Raw genomic sequence first — 17,625 nt, forward strand, 5'->3', positions numbered from 1 at the left:
CCATATTCCTGTTAAAACTTAAAACCCCGATGTAATGCAACAATGCCACCGGTTAAATTGGAATAAGTTACGTTCTCGAACCCAGCATCAATCATCATGCCTTTGAGTGTTTCTTGATCAGGGTGCATCCGAATAGATTCCGCCAAATAACGGTAACTTTCAGAATCCTGAGCTACAAGCTCACCAATTTTAGGCAAGATATGGAAGGAGTATGCATCATAGGCTTTGCTCAAAGGCTCCAGAAGTGGTTTGGAGAATTCAAGAACGAGCAAACGGCCACCGGGTTTTAAGACACGAAACATTGAGCGCAACGCTTTTTCTTTTTCGGTTACATTTCTCAAACCAAATGAAATAGTAATGCAATCAAAGTAGTTGTCAGGGAAAGGTAGCGCCTCGGCATTGGCTTGCACATAACTAACATTACCGACAATACCTTTGTCACGCAGCTTTTCACGGCCCATACGCAACATAGATTCATTGATATCAGCCAGAACCACTTCACCCTGCTCCCCCACCAAGCGAGAGAACTTAGCAGTCAAATCTCCAGTACCACCTGCCAGATCCAATACCCGCTGACCGCGACGGACACCGCTACAGTCAATGGTAAAACGCTTCCAAATACGATGAACGCCGAACGACATCAGGTCATTCATCAGATCGTATTTAGCTGCTACGGAATGAAAAACTTCTGCCACCATGCCTTCTTTTTTTTCTTTGGCTACGGTGCGGAAACCAAAATGAGTGGTTTCCTTCTCCTGATCTACCATTTTTTTATGCCTGCTTTTCAGTCAATCTTTCGAGGAAGTGTACCAGAACTCCGATGAAAGCCCCACCTCACCTGGTATTAAGGCCACTGCTTAACTGCAGTCTTCTCAACATCATACAGAAGAGGAACATGCAACTAACCCTGATACTTCAGCGGTGCAGGATCATCTATACCCATCTTACTGGGGTATGCCTCTGATTCCGCATCATCGGATAGTGCTAAATCGCCCTCTAGTTGATCTTCCATACTGGCTTTCTCTGCCAATGATGGACTAATAGGCCGCTTTACCTCGACCCCCAGAGCGCGAAAACCTTCAACTTGCCCTATCAGATTACCACGGCCTTGCGACAGTTTGTTCATTGCCTGACGATAACTTAGCTGCGCTTTATCGAGGCTTTGCCCCAATGACTCCATATCATCAACAAATAAACGTAATTTGTCATAGAGTTTGGCTGCTCTCTCAGCGATACGTTGTGCATTTTGGCTTTGATGCTCGTAGCGCCATAAATTAGTAATAGTCCGTAAAGCCACCAGCAATGTTGTTGGGCTAACCAACATAATGTTGTGCTGTAGCGCTTCACTGATCAATTCGGGTTGACGATCGATAGCCACCAAAAAAGCAGGTTCTACCGGGATAAACATCAATACATAATCAAGTGAACGTAAGCCAGGAAGCTGCTGATAATCCTTGCGGCCTAACATTTTGATATGAGAACGCAGCGACGATAAATGTTCATTCAACGCAACTTCGCGTTCAGCATCATCCTCACTATTAAAATAGCGTTCATAAGCCACCAGCGACATTTTAGCGTCAATAACAACATCTTTCCCCTGTGGCAAGCGGACGATCACATCTGGCTGCATACGGCTATTGCTATCAATTTTTACACTCACCTGAGTTTGATATTCATAGCCTTCACGCAGCCCCGATGCTTCCAGCACTTTAGCCAGAACCACTTCACCCCAGTTCCCCTGCGTTTTATTATCCCCTTTCAGGGCCTTGGTTAGGTTTAGCGCTTCTCGTGCCATTTGTGCATTGAGTTGTTGTAGGCTACGAATTTCGTGAGTCAAAGTATGCCGCTCTCGAGCTTCCTGCCCGAAGCTGTCCTGAACTTGGCGGCGGAAACCATCCAGTTGTTCCCGCAAGGGCAACAACAAGCGATCCAAACTCTGCTGATTTTGCTCATCTGCCCGCCGCCCTGTCTGTTCAAAAATACGGTTAGCTAGATTTTCGAATTGCGTAGTCAGCCGCTGCTCACTGTTAAGGAGTAAACGCTGCTTCTCTTCTGCGGTAAGACGCGTCTCTTCCAGGCGAATAGTCACTTCCCGTAGCTCCGCCTCTTGGGCGCTATTCACTTCTCGTTGAGCGCGCAGCTCTTGATTGAGTTGTTCACATTCACCACGCCAATGAGCCAACTGTTGTAGTTTTTCAGCATTACCCGCAAGTTGACTGTGCAAATTGCGCTGCTCCAACTCACCTTGCCGTAATTGCTGCTCATTGCGTTGCAAAGTAGACTGTAAATCTGCCGTATTCTGTTGGGCTTGCTGTAGCGCCTGCTCCAATAATCGCCGCTCAATATCTTGCTGTGCCTTATTACGCTGCTGATACAAGCTGGCAATCAACCACCCCATCAGCCCGCCAATAAGGCAGCCACCCAGCCCATAAAATAAACTGATATCCACGGTTATCTCCCCATTAACCTAATGTCAGTCAAGGTAAGGGGATACTGTATGGATGTCCAGAGTGTTTTTTCTATTACATTCTGTCTTGCGAAGCTGTGCGCATAAATAACAAGCAGATAAAAAAGCGCTCGCCATCTTGCGCAAAGTTAGGTTAAAACTGTCACCCGTTGACCGCCGACTGCCACTTGTGGACTTAATCTATCCAGCGAGAGAACCACTGAATACCGAATGCGCCCGGGGCCAAAATGCCAAAGGCCCAAATGAGGGCAGAAGTGATATTAGCCAATTGAAAATAGAATTTTGGCATGGCACAGATACCGGCAACCAAAGGAACGACTGCACGTAATGGGCCGAAGAAACGGCCGATAAAGGCACCAAAAAAGCCCCAACGCTCAAAGAATGCATGACCGCGCACGAGTAACTGGGGATTGCGAGAGAGTGGCCACATTTTGCCGACACGGTCTTTGTAATGGATACCAACCCAATATGAGACCCAGTCGCCAAAAAAAGCACCGGCGGCGGCGGCGGCCCAAATTGGCCAGAATGAGATACCACTTTCACCAATTAGCGCACCCAGTCCGAGCAAGATAACCGTTGCAGGCAGCAGTAAAGAAAGGAAGGCGAGGGACTCACCAAAAGCGAGAATAAAGACGATAGGCATGGCCCATGACTCATGTTCGCGAACAAAATCAATAATGATAGTAATGATGTCATTCAGGGTCACATGCGTTTTCCTATTGTTAAGAAAGTGGTCATTAGCATACTCAATGTATCGCTATTTTGGCTTAACAAATAATAAACGGCCGGAGGATCCCGACCGCTTATATAGATTAACGCGATGAATCAAGGGTATCAGGCGTTGGCAGTTACCACTTTATTACCAGCCATCTCGGCAGATCTGCGGATCCACAGTTCACGCCATTTTTTCAGTGCTGATATCAGGATAATAACGCCCAGTGTCATCATAATAATAGAGATAATACCGTTGAACAGATTGTAACCCTTCGCTGCTGAATTGAAGTACACGTGAGTGATCATCCAGTAGCCCGCATAGTTTACGGTGACAAACAGATAAGCGAGAGGAATCACACAGGTCAGCATATAGATACGTTTGGTTGCTAAACGCAGAATAATAGTGGCACCAATGATTAAACCAACAGAAGCCATTAACTGGTTGGATACACCGAATAGCGCCCAAACCGAATTGATGTCACCCGAGTTAAGGAGATAACCCCATAACGCACAAGCGATAACACTACATGCCAGGGTGCCAGGTAACCAGTCGGTGCGTTTTAGTGGTGCCCAGATGTCACCCAAGAAATCTTGCAGTAGGTAGCGAGCAACGCGGGTGCCTGAGTCAACGGCAGTTAGGATAAATACAGCTTCAAACATAACAACAAACTGGAAGAAGTAAGCAGCCATGCTGCTGAACCATGGCACACGAATAAAGATATCCGTCATGCCGACCGCTAAGGTTACAGCACCACCGGTGCGGCCATACAGGTCCAGACCAATTTCCTGGCTCAGTTGTGGCAGATTAACCACTTCCATACCCAGCAAACTCCATGCTTCAGCGGAAGAGTTAATGGCAAAGTAGTCAGCAGGATGCAGAGAGGTTGCCGCAATCAGAGCCATTACCCCAACCATACACTCGGCCAGCATCGCACCAAAGCCGACAGGTAAGATATCGCTCCATTTGTCGATCTGTTTTGGTGTTGTCCCTGAACCGATAAAGGCATGGAAACCAGAAATAGCACCACAGGCAATAGTAATCGAGATAAACGGCCAGACTGGACCTGCCAGCACTGGGCCACCACCATGGATAAATTGTGTTAATGCTGGGAATTGAATTTCGGGGTTAATAAATACAACACCAACAATCAGCGCACCGAATACACCGATCTTCATAAAACTAGAAAGATAACCGCGAGGGGTCAGTAACATCCAAACAGGTAAGGCGGTCGCAAAGAAAGCATACATTGGCAGAATAATGCTGACGGTATCGGCTTTCAGCATTAACCAATCGCCAAGCCAAGTGCCTTCAATGTATGGGCCAACAAATACGCACACCATGATAGCGGCGATACCGACATAAGAGGCCCCTTTCATGCTACCTGTCATGCGTTCCCATAAACCTACGCAGATAGCGATCGGGATTGTCATGAATACCGCGAAAGTACCCCAAGGGTTACGTTCCAAGGCATGTACCACAACCATTGATAACCCGGCCATGGTGATAGTGATAATGAACAGCATGGCAAGACCGGTGCACCAGCCAGCCACCGGACCAAGTTCTGATTTAGCGACTTCTGATAGGGATTTCCCTTGATGTTTCATTGACGCAAACAGAACCACAGTATCGTGAACAGCACCGCCAATAACACAACCAATCAGTAGCCACAGGAAACCGGGTAAATAACCATATTGGGCTGCCAGTACCGGGCCAACCAAGGGGCCAGCCGCAGCAATTGCTGCAAAGTGGCTACCAAAGTTCACCCATTTTTTAGTCGGAACGTAATCTTTACCATCTTCAAAGGTGTGGGAAGGTGTGACTTCACTGTCATCGACCCGCAGTACCTTACGAACAAAAAAGATACCGTATAAACGGTAGCAGATTGTCAGGATACACGCGGACGCGATAACAAAGGTAATCGCATGTTGCATGAGCATTCTCTCCAGGGAATTTGTCAGGCGTTAACATACGCCTGACGCCTAAGAGAAATATCAGCGATCTGGTTAAGCGGTAGTTTGTATCATTAAGCGGTTAAAAAGAGCCACTCAGTGGTGGCTCAGTACGAGATAAAAGCGGATGAATGGCGTGCAGGAAAAAAATCACTCTAAGAAGTAGGACTGTAACTTTTCACGCTCGATACTGCCTAGGCCAAATTCATGTTGCAACCAATGCTCACGGCTACCATATCGCTCTTGAATACTGCGCAACGCAGTTTGAATAAACTCTTCTTTGGCTGACAATACGAAAGCAAATTGTCCTAGCGCCTCATCGTTGAGTTTCAGTGACAACTCAGCCAGCATATGTTCACGGAAAGGCGTCAGTGTGGTTTCGGTCAACAGGTAATCTTCCAATACTGTTGATTCGTCGGCACCTAGCGCGAATAGCACCAGCGCAGAACCCACACCGGTGCGGTCTTTCCCGACAGCGCAATGCTGTACGACACTGGCAGCAGTATGTTCTGGCGAAGCGCAGTTTTGCAGCAAACCCGTCAGTTGCTTATAAGCCTGATTATTAAACGGTAATCGGTGATAAAGCTCTAACATAAAAGCACGGGCATCAAATGCCGCTAACGTCTCATTAGTTAGTTTTTCCAGATTGGCATTCACCTCGCTACTTAGCGGGTTGGCTGGAGTGTTGTGGTAACTGGCCCCTTGCCACACCACGTCGGGCTTGGCCTGAACTTCATCAGCATCACGATAATCAAGAATTTGAGCAATGGGGCCGCGACTGAGAACATCACAATCTTTGGCACTCAAGCGATCAAGTGAACCAGAGCGAAAGAGTAGGCCGCGCTTGATGCGCCGACCATCAGCGCCAAGGTTGCCACCGAGATCACGAAAGTTAATACCACCATCCAGTTGCAACAGGGAAGGATGAGAGAGCGCAGGTTTCGTCATGTTTTCCTCTTATTATTGTCCTTTATGTGAGCTACGACCTTACCAGATAACCGGATAAAATAAAAAACGGGCCAGTAAACTGACCCGTTCCAGACGGCTGACAAACCCTGATGACTCTATCTTGAGCGGTGAGGATAGGCAGAAGAGTCCAGCGCCGCGCCAGGGATGTACTGACGGCGTCTTGACGATCTGCCTGTTCTCTCCGTTGTAGCCACTTAGCCCATAAACGGAGAACTGTTACAGCAGGTGCCGTGCGGCTTCTACCACAATTTTCACCGCGTGGCTTTCGGTTGCTTTCATGGTTTCTTCGTTCGGGATCTCTTGCTGGGTGCGGTTTACAATCACCCCGGCGACCATACCAGCGCGCAGGCCCTGGCTGGCACACATGGTTAGCAAGGTTGCAGATTCCATTTCATAATTCATCACGCCCATAGATTGCCACTCTTCCATTGAACCTTTAAAACGGCGAACAACACGGCCAGAGAAAGTGTCGTAACGCTCTTGTCCTGGATAGAAAGTATCGGAGGAAGCGGTAACACCAATGTGGGTAGTTGCGCCCACTGATTTTGCGGCATTAACCAGTGCGGTTGTGCAGGCAAAGTCCGCCACTGCTGGGAACTCCATTGGGGCAAAGTGCAGGCTGGCACCATCTAACCGCACCGCCGCCGTGGTGACCAAAACATCACCAACATTAATATGTGACTGAATAGCACCAGTAGTACCAATACGTAGGAAAGTCCGAACACCGAGCTGCGCTAACTCTTCAACAGCAATCGACGTTGAAGGGCCACCAATACCGGTTGAGCAGACAATCACAGCTTTGCCGTCTAATTCAGCGCGCCATGAGGTAAATTCACGATGAGAAGCCAGATGTACTGGGTTATCCATCAATTTAGCGATTTTCTCAACACGTTGCGGATCACCCGGCACGATAGCCAGAGTTGCCCCTTGCAGATCATTTTTAGTCAGGCCCAGATGAAAAACGTCGGATTTAGCCATGTGTGAGACTCCTCTTTCATGAGAGATGTTGTAGGGGGTACAAAGAGATACTTTACTCAAAATCATCACATTATTTCGTGATGACAGTCACCTTGATAAAAGAAATGGTAATAGCCAATACATTATAATTGTGAACAAAATCACATATAGCATCAATTAAGGCTATTTATCATCCAAAAACAGCCAGTTGCAGTCGCCATTTTGTATGTGAATGACAATGATAGAACTCATTGATCAATGTCGTACCAATATCTTTTCAGTATTTGTCAGCCTGACTTATCAAATTCCCTTTATGTCACCACAAAGTCATTAATCACGACAAAACCTGACCTCATAAATCTCAAAGATTACCTATAGTTAAATTCGGTAGCGGATAACACAGTAGTAATAATTTAGTGACGGCAGTAATAGCTTATCGGGTAACTTTTCCTCATCTGCAAGGAGACCACAGTGAAAACTGATCTACTTATGACTCTCAGGCAGGCAGCAGGCGGCTTCACAGCTGCGGTATCACCATTAGCCTCGACGACCCGCCATACCGATCAACAGGGTATTCACTGCGGAGAAACCACCATTCCGTCTCAGGGTGATGAATTGCCGGCTTATATTGCCAAGCCCGCCCAGCACACTGGGCCATATCCTGTAGTGATTGTTGTGCAGGAGATTTTTGGTGTGCATGAGCATATACAGGATATCTGCCGCAGTTTGGCGAAGCAGGGATATCTGGCTATCGCACCGGAGCTATATTTTCGCCAAGGTGATGCCAAAGAGTATGATGATATCAATGCGTTAGTTAAAAATTTGGTTAGCAAAGTACCCGACCGCCAGGTCATGGTCGATCTTGATCACGCGGCACACTGGGCCTCTCGCCATGGTGGTGATACCAGCAAATTGGCGATTACAGGATTTTGCTGGGGTGGTCGCATTGCCTGGCTATATGCCGCCCATAATCCGCAGCTCAAAGCCGCCGTGGCCTGGTATGGCAAATTGGTGGGCGAAAAAACCTTACTGTTACCCAAATATCCGGTTGATGTTGCCATCGATCTCAGTGCGCCGGTACTGGGGCTGTATGGCGGCAAAGATGGCAGTATCACACCAGAGCACATTGACACTATGCGGCAGGCACTACGCGCCGCCAATGCTGATGCCGAAATCATTGTTTATCCAGAGGCAGGACACGCATTTAATGCCGACTATCGCCCCAGTTATCATGCAGACTCTGCGCTGGACGGCTGGCAGCGGATGCTCGATTGGTTTGCTCAGCACGGCGTGGCCGCCAATCCGGTAGCTGAAGAGGGCAAATAGCCACCATAAAAAAGGGCGCAATATGCCCCCACAGACTGCTGACAAAGTCGATTGAGGGGGAGATGTTCCGTTGGGGTCGTAGTCGCGTAAGCGACCGAAGCGCCCCGAGGGACAGTCGCCCCTTCACGCACCTGGCTTGATGCTGAGTTTGTCATTAACCTCAAGGGCGCAATATGCGCCCAAGTGTCACCACAGAGAGTTAATGGGTATCAATCAGATCTGCTCTTCACGCAAACGCTGTGCAGCCAGCACCATGTTGGCCAATGCCTGGCGGGTTTCCGGCCAGCCACGGGTTTTCAGACCGCAATCTGGGTTAACCCACAACCGTTCTGCTGGGATACGCTGAGCGGCTTTGCGCAGTAGCGCTTCAATCCACTCCACACTCGGCACATTCGGCGAGTGAATGTCATAAACGCCGGGGCCAATCTCATTGGGATAGGCGAAATCTTCGAATGATTCCAGCAACTCCATATCTGAGCGGGAAGTTTCGATGGTAATCACATCCGCATCCAGCGCAGCAATGGAATCCATAATGTCATTGAACTCGCAATAACACATATGGGTGTGAATTTGGGTATCGTTCTGCGCGACTGCTGCATTCAATTTAAAGGCATCGACTGCCCATTGCAGATAGGCTTGCCAATCGGCGCGGCGCAGCGGCAACCCTTCACGCAGTGCTGGCTCATCAATCTGGATGATACCAATACCTGCTTTTTCAAGATCTTCCACTTCATCACGCAGTGCCAGCGCAATTTGTTTGGCGATGGTTTCGCGGCTGACATCTTCCCGTGGGAATGACCAGCACAGAATGGTGACCGGCCCGGTCAACATGCCTTTTACCGGTTTATCCGTCAGCGACTGGGCATATTTCGCCCATTCAACTGTAATGGCTGCCGGGCGGCTGATGTCACCAATAATCACTGGCGGCTTGACACAGCGGGAGCCGTAGCTCTGCACCCAACCATTTTGGGTAAACACAAAACCATCCAGATGCTCACCGAAATACTCCACCATATCATTACGTTCAGCTTCACCATGTACCAGCACATCCAGACCCAAACGCTCCTGCTCCGTGATAGCTTGCTTGATATGCTCGCTGATACCGGTGCGGTAGTTTTTCCCATCCAAACGACCCTGTTTGAAGTCCAGGCGCAGGCCACGGATCTCGGTGGTTTGTGGGAATGAGCCGATAGTGGTGGTCGGCCAGGCGGGTAAGTTAAAGCGCTTACGCTGAGCTGTTGCACGGGCCTCATAAGGCAGTTGGCGCTCAATATCTTGGGCAGTGATTGCCGCCAGACGTTGTTCCACTTGCGCATTATGTACACGGCTGGAGGCACGGCGGGCGCGGATTGGCGCACTGTAAGCGGCCAGCTCCGCCCGCTTGGCTTCACTCGGTGCATTCAGCGCCTGAGTCAGTAATGACAGTTCAGCACATTTTTGCAGGGCGAAGGCGAACCAGCTTTTCACCTCGGCATCAAGGCGCGTCTCTTCACTTAAATCAATCGGGCTATGTAATAGGGAGCAAGAGCTGCCAAGCCATAACGGGCGGCTATTAATCAGTGGTTTCAGGCGTTCAAACCAATGACTGAGATCAGCACGCCAGACGTTACGGCCATTGATAACCCCCAGTGATAGCAGCCACTCTTTTGGCAGTTTTGCATTCAGAACCGCAATATCATCCTGGCCGGCAACCACATCCACATGCAGACCTTGCACCGGTAATGCCCGAATAGTGTCGAGATTATGGCCGATGCTGTCGAAATAGGTGGTCAGCAGCAATTTAACCTGGCCCTGCAATGCCTGATAAGCCGGTTGATAGGCATCCAGCCACTCTGGCGGAAGTTCCAGTACCAGTGCCGGCTCGTCAATCTGCACCCACTCAATGCCGCGCTTAGCCAGTTCAGCCAGAACTTGCTGATAAACCGGCAGAATATCTTTCAGCAATGAGAGGCGATCGAACTGCTCACCTTTCACTTTACCCAGCCACAGGTAAGTTACCGGGCCAAGCAGTACAGGTTTGATTTTGTGGCCCAAGGCCAGTGCTTCATCCACTTCATCCAGCAGTTGAGTCCAGCCCAGTTTGAACTGCTGGCCTTGCTGGAACTCCGGCACCATGTAGTGATAGTTGGTATTAAACCATTTGGTCATTTCTGCCGCAGCCGCGGGTGTGCCAGTGGGGGCGCGGCCACGACCAATGCGGAATAGGGTATCCAGATCAATCGAGCCATCGGCATTCTGATGGCGCTCTGGGACATTACCCAGCAGCAAACTGGTGGTCAATACATGGTCATACCAGGCAAAGTCACCCACGGGCACTAAATCAACGCCAGCTTGCTGCTGTTGTTGCCAATGACGGGCGCGCAATTCACGACCCACATTGAGCAATTCCTCTTGTGTCGAGTTGCCTGCCCAGTAACTTTCTTGTGCTTTTTTCAGTTCACGTTTCAGACCTACACGCGGAAAACCCAGTGTGTGATTTAAAATTGTCATCGTCATATTTCCCATTTAGCCATCCAGATGTTTACACATCCATAATCAGCAGGTACTGTATAATCCACAAGCGCAATTTGTTCACTGTCACTGTGAAGGACTCTCATGATCGAACTGAAACACTTACGCACCCTGCAAGCTTTGCGTAATACCGGCTCACTGGCGGCGGCGGCGACACAACTTCATCAGACCCAATCGGCCTTGTCCCATCAATTCAGCGATCTGGAACAACGTCTGGGCTTTCGTCTGTTTGTGCGTAAAAGTCAGCCGCTGCGCTTCACCACGCAGGGAGAGATCCTGTTACAGCTGGCAGAGCAAGTGCTGCCACAGATCAAACAGGCACTGCAAACCTGCAACGAGCCGCACCAAACCGCACTGCGTATCGCCATCGAGTGCCATAGCTGCATTCAATGGCTAACGCCAGCACTGGATAACTTCCACAAAAACTGGCCGCAAGTGGCGATGGATTTCCAATCTGGAGTGACCTTCGACCCGCAACCCGCCTTGCAGCAAGGGGAGCTGGATCTGGTGCTAACATCAGATATTTTGCCGCGCAGTGGTTTGCACTATTCGCCCATGTTTGATTTTGAGGTACGTCTGGTATTAGCGCCAGACCACCCATTAGCCAATAAAGCCCGCATTGAGCCGGAAGATTTAGCGCCAGAAGTGTTGATGATCTACCCGGTGCAGCGGCAGCGATTAGATATCTGGCGGCATTTTCTGCAACCGTCAGGGGTCACCCCAGTGCTGAAAAATGTCGATAACACCCTGCTGCTGATCCAGATGGTCTCCGCACGGATGGGGATCGCCGCACTCCCCCATTGGGTGGTGGAGAGTTTTGAACGTCAGGGGCTAATTACCACCAAAACATTGGGGGATGGCTTATGGAGCCGGTTATACGCTGCCGTCCGTGATGGAGAGCAGCGCCAACCGGTGACTGAGGCATTTATTCGTTCGGCCCGGCAGCACGCTTGCGATCATCTGCCATTTGTAAAGAGTGCGGAGCGACCCAACGCCGGTGTACCCATAGTGAGGCCATTATCACAGTTGCCCCAATGATAAAGCTGGGCCAATGGGGTTTTTCCTGCCAGATGGCCAGATTCACCAGTAACCCAGCCGGAACATGCACGTTATTCATGATACCTAAGGTGCCGGCATCGACCTGTGTCGCACCATAGTTCCACATGAAATAACCTAAGCCGGAAGCGCCAATGCCAAGCCACACCAGCACCCCCCATTGCAGTTCAGTGGTCGGTAGTTTTTGTGGATTGCCAAAAGCAAACCAGGCAAAGACCGCAACCAAAAAAGCACCGACATAGAACCATGAGAAGGCCACATGCTGCGGGATCGGGTGGAGTTCCATCAACCGCTTATACCCCACCTGCCCGATGGCAAAACAGAGATTTGCCGCCTGTACCAGCACCAATCCCCACCAAAAATGCTCACTCAGGTGGTCATAGCGAATGATAGCCGCCCCCACCACCGCCAATAGTGCACTGAGAGCATAGCCCCAACGCAGGCGCTGACGGCGCAGCAAATCATAAATTAAGGTGACATATAGCGGGGTCATCACGGTAAACAGCAAAAATTCCGGCACAGTCAGGTAGAGATAGGCGCGGAAGCTGAATAAGTACATGATACCTAATTGAATTGCGCCCACCACCATATACAGCAGGATCACTCGCCAACTAATATTGCGCCAACGCAGGAACGGCAAAAAGACCAGCGCAGCCAGCCCAACCCGCATCAACACGGAGAACCAGCTATCCACCTGCCCTGCCAGATATTCGCCAATCAGGCTAAAAGAGAATGCCCACAAAATGGTGGTAATGACCAGTAATGGCACGATAATTTGGCTCAATGAGGTGATAAAGTGCCATTGTAGCGGAAGTGAGGGAGCAGTTTTGGGCGAAGTGGGTTTACAATTGGTTAAAAATAAACCCACCGAGCTATCTAGCGCACTTTTACATCGCCGAGCTACATCCCGACCCCAATAATGGTCAAAATCAGGGGGGTGGTGACCGCGGCCAGCACCGTGGACATCACCAGACTGGCGGCAGCGGGGCCAGTTAGCACATTAAACTGGCGCGACATCAGATAGACATTCACACCTGTCGCCATTGATCCCAGCAATACCACCACCTGGGTTTCCAGCACTGGTAGATTCATCGCCCATGCCAGCGCCCAAATTACCATGGGTTGAACAATCAATTTGAGCAAGCAGATGGCGCTACTGATTTGCCAGCCTTCGGTGACTCGGTACTCCGCCAGCCCCATTCCCAGCACAATCAATGAGAGTGGTGGCGCGACTTGCCCCAGCATGGTAACCGGTTGGTCGATAAACTGCGGCAGTTGCAACCCCGTCAGGCTGAATAAGGTGCCGGAGATAATCCCGATAATCAATGGGTTGGTCAGCACACTACGCGCCGTTTTCACAAAACCCGCCATGGTCGGTGAACCATTGCGCGCCCACTCCACCGAAATTGTCACCAATGTCCACAAAATCAATCCGTTAAACACCAATACCAGCGCCACTGCCGGAATGGACTTCTCCCCCAGCATAATGGTGGCGATGGGCAGCCCTAACATCACGTTATTGGAGAAAATCCCGCCGAGAGCAAATACCGAGCCGGATACACCATCCAGATGAAATACCCGACTGGCGATAATTCGCCCGATAATAAACACCACCAGGCAGCTACCAAAAAAGGCGATCAACAGACGTGCATCTACCGCTGGGCGCTCGGAGAAGTCGCACATCATACGAAACAGCATGGCGGGCAGCGCGAGGGAGAAAACAAAGCGGGTCAGGCCATCAGTGATAGTGGATGGCCACTTACCGAATCGCACCAAGCAGTAGCCCAGTGCAAGCAGAACAAATAGCGGTGAAGACAAGACAATCTGGTGCCAGAGCGAAATAACAAAGGCGGGCATGGTTTACTTCCTGTCAGACCGGGCCAGGTCAGCCCGTAAATGTAAGAATGGCTGACCTGCTCTGTTCCTGTTCTGTTTATATCAAAGTCATTGGAGTTAGAGGTAGGCAACCAGCAAGCGAATCCCGATGAGCATACTCAAGTATGTGATTCTGGTGAGTGAGCGCAGCTAACACCCCTGTAGCTTCAAGGACGAGGATATATTAAATCTATACGGTCAGTACAGATACAATCAACGCCCCAATTTAACAACTCCTGCGCTCGGGTGGGCTGATTGACGGTATAGACCAAAATACGCAGCCCAGCGGCCTTGAGCTGCGCCACTCGCTCAGCGGTCAGTTGCTTGTGATTGATATGCAAAGAGACGCAATCCAGCTGCTGGGTCAATACCGGCCAATTATCATCCCATTTATCCAGCAATAGCCCACGAGGCAGCTCCGGTGCTGCTTGCTGCGCGGCGGCTAAAGCATCAAATGAGAATGACGACAACAGCGGCGGTATCGCCTGATCTTGCCACAGCTGACCCGCCGCCAGCGCGATAACTCGCCCGGTGACCACTTCCGCACCGCGGGTCGGCTTAATTTCGATATTCGCGGCCATGCCGTATTGCGCGCAGCGCGCAGCCACTTCTGACAGCAGTGGTAAGCGCTCACCCCGGAATTCCGGGCTATACCAGTCGCCCGCATCCAACTGAATCAGCTTCTCCCACGGCAAATCACCCGCAACACCCCAACCATTACTGGTCCGCTCCAGCGTGTCATCGTGCAGCAGAAATATCTGGCCGTCTTGCGATAACTTGGCGTCGAACTCAATCATTTTGTGACCATGACGCGCGCCGACCTCAATGGCCGCCAAAGTGTTTTCCGGTGCCAATGCACCACCGCCCCGATGGGCAACAATCGGAGGGTAAGGCCAATTTTTACTCATGATTCCATCCGTAGTCCGCTATCTGAATCAAAAAAGTGCAGCGCCGCAGGGGGCAGGGATAAGTACAGCACACTGCCCGCCGCCGGCATCTCTTCGTGGGATAAGCGGGCAATGATACTCTGCCCGCCCCACCGGCCATGCGCCAGATTGTCCGCCCCCAATAACTCCAGCGTTAACAGCGCCATCGGCACCCCCAGCGCTGAAGTTGTCTGCTGAATATGCTCCGGACGGATACCCAGGGTCAAGCGCCGATCGGCCCATTGTGGCCGAGGAGTTTCCAGCGGCAAGCGCACTCCATCAGATAAAATAAAGGCGCCGCCATCGGCACTGACACTTCCGGCAAACAGGTTCATGGCGGGTGAGCCGATAAAACTGGCGACAAACAGTGATGCGGGTCGCTGGTAAACTTCGCTTGGTGTGCCAATTTGCTCCGCCACCCCTTTGTTCATCACGATCACCCGCTGAGCGAGGGTCATCGCCTCCACCTGATCATGGGTCACGTACAAACTGGTGGTTTTCAGCCGACGATGCAGCTGTTGCAGCTCCAATCGCATCTGCACCCGCAACTTAGCATCCAGATTAGACAGCGGCTCATCAAACAAGAAAACCGCCGGTTCGCGCACGATGGCCCGCCCCATCGCCACCCGCTGCCGCTGACCGCCCGATAGCTCACGCGGTTTGCGTTTTAGTAGCGGCTCCAGCTCCAGAATGCGGGCCGCTTCATCAACGCGCTGACGGATCTGCTCTTTGCCAAAACCGCGGATTTTCAGGCCATAAGCCATATTGTCAAACACGCTCATATGGGGATAGAGCGCATAATTCTGAAACACCATGGCGATGCCGCGATCTTTCGGTTCCAGATCGGTAACCCGCTGATTATCGATATAAATATCGCCACTGGTGGTGCGCTCCAGCCCCGCTACCATGCGCAGCAGAGTCGATTTACCACAACCGGAGGGGCCAACCATCACGATGAATTCACCGTCGGCGACATCTAAATCAATCTGCTTAATCACCGGCGTGATGCCATCGTAAGATTTAGTTACTGCCTGAAGCTTTAAACTTGCCATATCAGATTACTTCTCACTGTCTACCAGGCCGCGAACAAACCAGCGCTGCATCAGAAGAACCACCACGACCGGTGGAATTAAGGTCAGAATCATCGCCGCCATCACCTGATTCCACTGGGTGGGTGCGCCCGAGCTGGAGATCATGCTGCGAATTCCCGCCACCGCCGTGCCCATGGAGGCATCGCTGATAATCAGGATTGGCCAGAGATATTGGTTCCAACCATAGATAAATGTGATAACAAACAGCGCGGCCAAATTGGTTTTTGACAGCGGCAGCACGATATCCCAGAAAAAGCGCATCGCCCCTGCGCCGTCGATGCGCGCGGCTTCCAATAGCTCATCCGGCAGGGTCATAAAAAACTGGCGGAAGAGGAAGGTGGCGGTGGCTGACGCCATCAGCGGCAGGGTCAGTCCGGTGTAGCTATCCAGCATATTCAGGTTTGCAATCACCTGAATTGTCGGGAAAATTCGCACTTCTACCGGCAGCATCAGTGTCAGAAAAATCAGCCAGAAGAACAGATTGCGCAGCGGGAAGCGGAAATAAACGATGGCGTAGGCCGAGAGCATCGACACCGTGATCTTGCCGACGGTAATTGCAAACGCCATCACAAAACTGTTCAGCAGCATCAGCCCGAAAGGTGCGCTGTTATTGCCCACCCCCGCGTGCCAAATGTGGCTAATATTCTGCCACAAATGCGGCCCAGGGATCAGGGTCATCGGCACCTGAAACACCTGAGTGTCATCTAGCGAGGCCGCCACAAAGGCCACATAGAGCGGGAACAGAATCAGTAGCACGCCAATTATCAGCATGATGTGACAAAAGATATCCAGCCCACGACGATTCTCAATCATTGGTAACGCACCTTACGCTCAACAAAGCGGAACTGGATAACCGTCAGGCCAATCACCAGCAACATCAGCACCACCGATTGGGCAGCAGAGCTGGATAAATCCAGTCCGGCAAAGCCTTCGCGATAGATTTTATAGATCAGTGTGGTTGTCGCCTGCATCGGGCCACCGCCAGTCGCCGCATCAATAACCGGGAAGGTATCGAAAAAGGCATAAACCAGATTCACCACTAGCAGGAAGAAACTGACCGGGGATATCAGCGGCAAGACCAAATTGAAGAAGCGGCGTACCGGCCCGGCACCGTCAATGGCGGCGGCCTCAACCAGTGAGCGCGGAATAGATTGCAAAGCCGCCAGGAAAAACAGGAAGTTATAACTGATTTGCTTCCAAACCGAGGCCAACACCACCAAAAACATCGCCTGCCCGCTATTTTGTGCATGATTCCAGTTGTAACCCAAGGCGGCAAGAAAGTGGGTTATCAAACCTAGCCCCGGATTGAACAGAAAGATCCACAAAACAGCAGCCACCGCAGGGGCGACGGCATAGGGCAGAATCATTAAGGTCTGATAGATACGGCTGCCGCGCACCACATAATCCACCATGGCGGCTAAAAATAGCGACACTATCAGGCCAATCCCCGCCACCAATGCACTGAAGATCAGCGTGGTGTAAAACGAGGCTAAATAGTATTCGTCCTGAAAGAGCTGAATAAAGTTGCTCAGCCCGACAAACTCGCTGGAGAGGCCGAAGGGGTCTAGCATTTGCACCGAATACCACAGGGCTTCGCCAGCAGGCCACAGGAAAAACACGGCCGTAATAGCCAGTTGCGGGAAGACCAACAGGTAAGGCAACCAACTACAGGAGAAACCGGGACGGGAGGATGACATAAAATTAACCGTTTATCTGACAGGTGCTCGTGTGACACAAACCATTTGCCGTGACAGGCACTGCCAGTTTGGGGGCGAAAACCGCG

Annotated in this window: 15 protein-coding genes; 2 read left to right on the forward strand and 13 right to left on the reverse strand. The window is 50.8% G+C overall.

The window, feature by feature from the left end; all coding sequences use genetic code 11:
- Nucleotides 1-11: 11 nt before the first annotated feature.
- The 6 genes from ubiE to udp form a co-directional block, all read right to left on the reverse strand.
- Nucleotides 12-767 (reverse strand): bifunctional demethylmenaquinone methyltransferase/2-methoxy-6-polyprenyl-1,4-benzoquinol methylase UbiE, encoded by a 756-nt coding sequence (gene ubiE, locus FFE93_RS19750; protein WP_004875874.1) that lies wholly within the window; start codon nucleotides 765-767, stop codon nucleotides 12-14.
- 134 nt (nucleotides 768-901) lie between these two features.
- The gene (rmuC, locus tag FFE93_RS19755) at nucleotides 902-2,449 is read right to left on the reverse strand and encodes a DNA recombination protein RmuC (protein WP_054873003.1); all 1,548 of its coding nucleotides are present in this window, start codon (nucleotides 2,447-2,449) and stop codon (nucleotides 902-904) included.
- A 193-nt stretch (nucleotides 2,450-2,642) separates the two neighbouring features.
- The gene (locus FFE93_RS19760; protein ID WP_005274769.1) at nucleotides 2,643-3,173 is read right to left on the reverse strand and encodes a DedA family protein; all 531 of its coding nucleotides are present in this window, start codon (nucleotides 3,171-3,173) and stop codon (nucleotides 2,643-2,645) included.
- 128 nt (nucleotides 3,174-3,301) lie between these two features.
- A complete protein-coding gene (locus tag FFE93_RS19765) occupies nucleotides 3,302-5,113 on the reverse strand; it encodes a carbon starvation protein A (protein WP_004875871.1) in 1,812 nt (603 codons plus the stop codon).
- A gap of 168 nt (nucleotides 5,114-5,281) precedes the next feature.
- Nucleotides 5,282-6,079, reverse strand: coding sequence for a tyrosine-protein phosphatase (locus FFE93_RS19770; RefSeq protein ID WP_057648648.1), 798 nt, complete (start codon nucleotides 6,077-6,079; stop codon nucleotides 5,282-5,284).
- Nucleotides 6,080-6,316: 237 nt separating this feature from the next.
- Nucleotides 6,317-7,078: a uridine phosphorylase gene (udp, locus tag FFE93_RS19775; RefSeq protein WP_004875869.1), complete on the reverse strand. Its 762-nt coding sequence runs from the start codon at nucleotides 7,076-7,078 to the stop codon at nucleotides 6,317-6,319.
- Nucleotides 7,079-7,528: 450 nt separating this feature from the next.
- On the opposite strand from udp, the gene FFE93_RS19780 reads away from it, so the two are divergent.
- Nucleotides 7,529-8,383: a dienelactone hydrolase family protein gene (locus FFE93_RS19780; protein WP_138775845.1), complete on the forward strand. Its 855-nt coding sequence runs from the start codon at nucleotides 7,529-7,531 to the stop codon at nucleotides 8,381-8,383.
- A gap of 213 nt (nucleotides 8,384-8,596) precedes the next feature.
- Here FFE93_RS19780 and metE read toward each other — a convergent pair whose 3' ends face one another.
- Nucleotides 8,597-10,873 (reverse strand): 5-methyltetrahydropteroyltriglutamate--homocysteine S-methyltransferase, encoded by a 2,277-nt coding sequence (gene metE, locus FFE93_RS19790; RefSeq protein WP_072083884.1) that lies wholly within the window; start codon nucleotides 10,871-10,873, stop codon nucleotides 8,597-8,599.
- Between the two features lie 105 nt (nucleotides 10,874-10,978).
- On the opposite strand from metE, the gene metR reads away from it, so the two are divergent.
- A complete protein-coding gene (gene metR, locus FFE93_RS19795) occupies nucleotides 10,979-11,932 on the forward strand; it encodes an HTH-type transcriptional regulator MetR (RefSeq protein WP_054873001.1) in 954 nt (317 codons plus the stop codon).
- Here the strand turns inward: metR and FFE93_RS19800 are convergent.
- The 6 genes from FFE93_RS19800 to ugpA all read right to left on the reverse strand — a co-directional run bounded on the left by FFE93_RS19800 (nucleotide 11,820) and on the right by ugpA (nucleotide 17,539).
- Nucleotides 11,820-12,719, reverse strand: coding sequence for a carboxylate/amino acid/amine transporter (locus FFE93_RS19800; protein WP_032898018.1), 900 nt, complete (start codon nucleotides 12,717-12,719; stop codon nucleotides 11,820-11,822). The genes metR and FFE93_RS19800 overlap by 113 nt on opposite strands.
- Before the next feature lie 131 nt (nucleotides 12,720-12,850).
- Complete coding sequence (locus FFE93_RS19805; protein WP_005274779.1) at nucleotides 12,851-13,807, reverse strand: AEC family transporter; 957 nt, start codon at nucleotides 13,805-13,807, stop codon at nucleotides 12,851-12,853.
- 185 nt (nucleotides 13,808-13,992) lie between these two features.
- Nucleotides 13,993-14,733, reverse strand: coding sequence for a glycerophosphodiester phosphodiesterase (gene ugpQ, locus FFE93_RS19810; RefSeq protein ID WP_032898002.1), 741 nt, complete (start codon nucleotides 14,731-14,733; stop codon nucleotides 13,993-13,995).
- Entirely contained in the window at nucleotides 14,730-15,803 is a 1,074-nt protein-coding gene (locus tag FFE93_RS19815; protein WP_054872999.1) for a sn-glycerol-3-phosphate import ATP-binding protein UgpC, read from the reverse strand. The genes ugpQ and FFE93_RS19815 overlap by 4 nt, the downstream gene beginning before the upstream one ends.
- 6 nt (nucleotides 15,804-15,809) lie before the next feature.
- Nucleotides 15,810-16,655: a sn-glycerol-3-phosphate ABC transporter permease UgpE gene (gene ugpE / locus FFE93_RS19820; RefSeq protein WP_057648655.1), complete on the reverse strand. Its 846-nt coding sequence runs from the start codon at nucleotides 16,653-16,655 to the stop codon at nucleotides 15,810-15,812.
- Nucleotides 16,652-17,539 carry a sn-glycerol-3-phosphate ABC transporter permease UgpA gene (gene ugpA / locus FFE93_RS19825; RefSeq protein WP_057648658.1) on the reverse strand — a complete coding sequence of 296 codons (888 nt, stop codon included), beginning with the start codon at nucleotides 17,537-17,539 and terminating at the stop codon, nucleotides 16,652-16,654. The genes ugpE and ugpA overlap by 4 nt, the downstream gene beginning before the upstream one ends.
- Between the last annotated feature and the right edge of the window lie 86 nt (nucleotides 17,540-17,625).

The organism is Yersinia sp. KBS0713, from assembly GCF_005937895.2.
Taxonomy (GTDB): domain Bacteria; phylum Pseudomonadota; class Gammaproteobacteria; order Enterobacterales; family Enterobacteriaceae; genus Yersinia; species Yersinia bercovieri.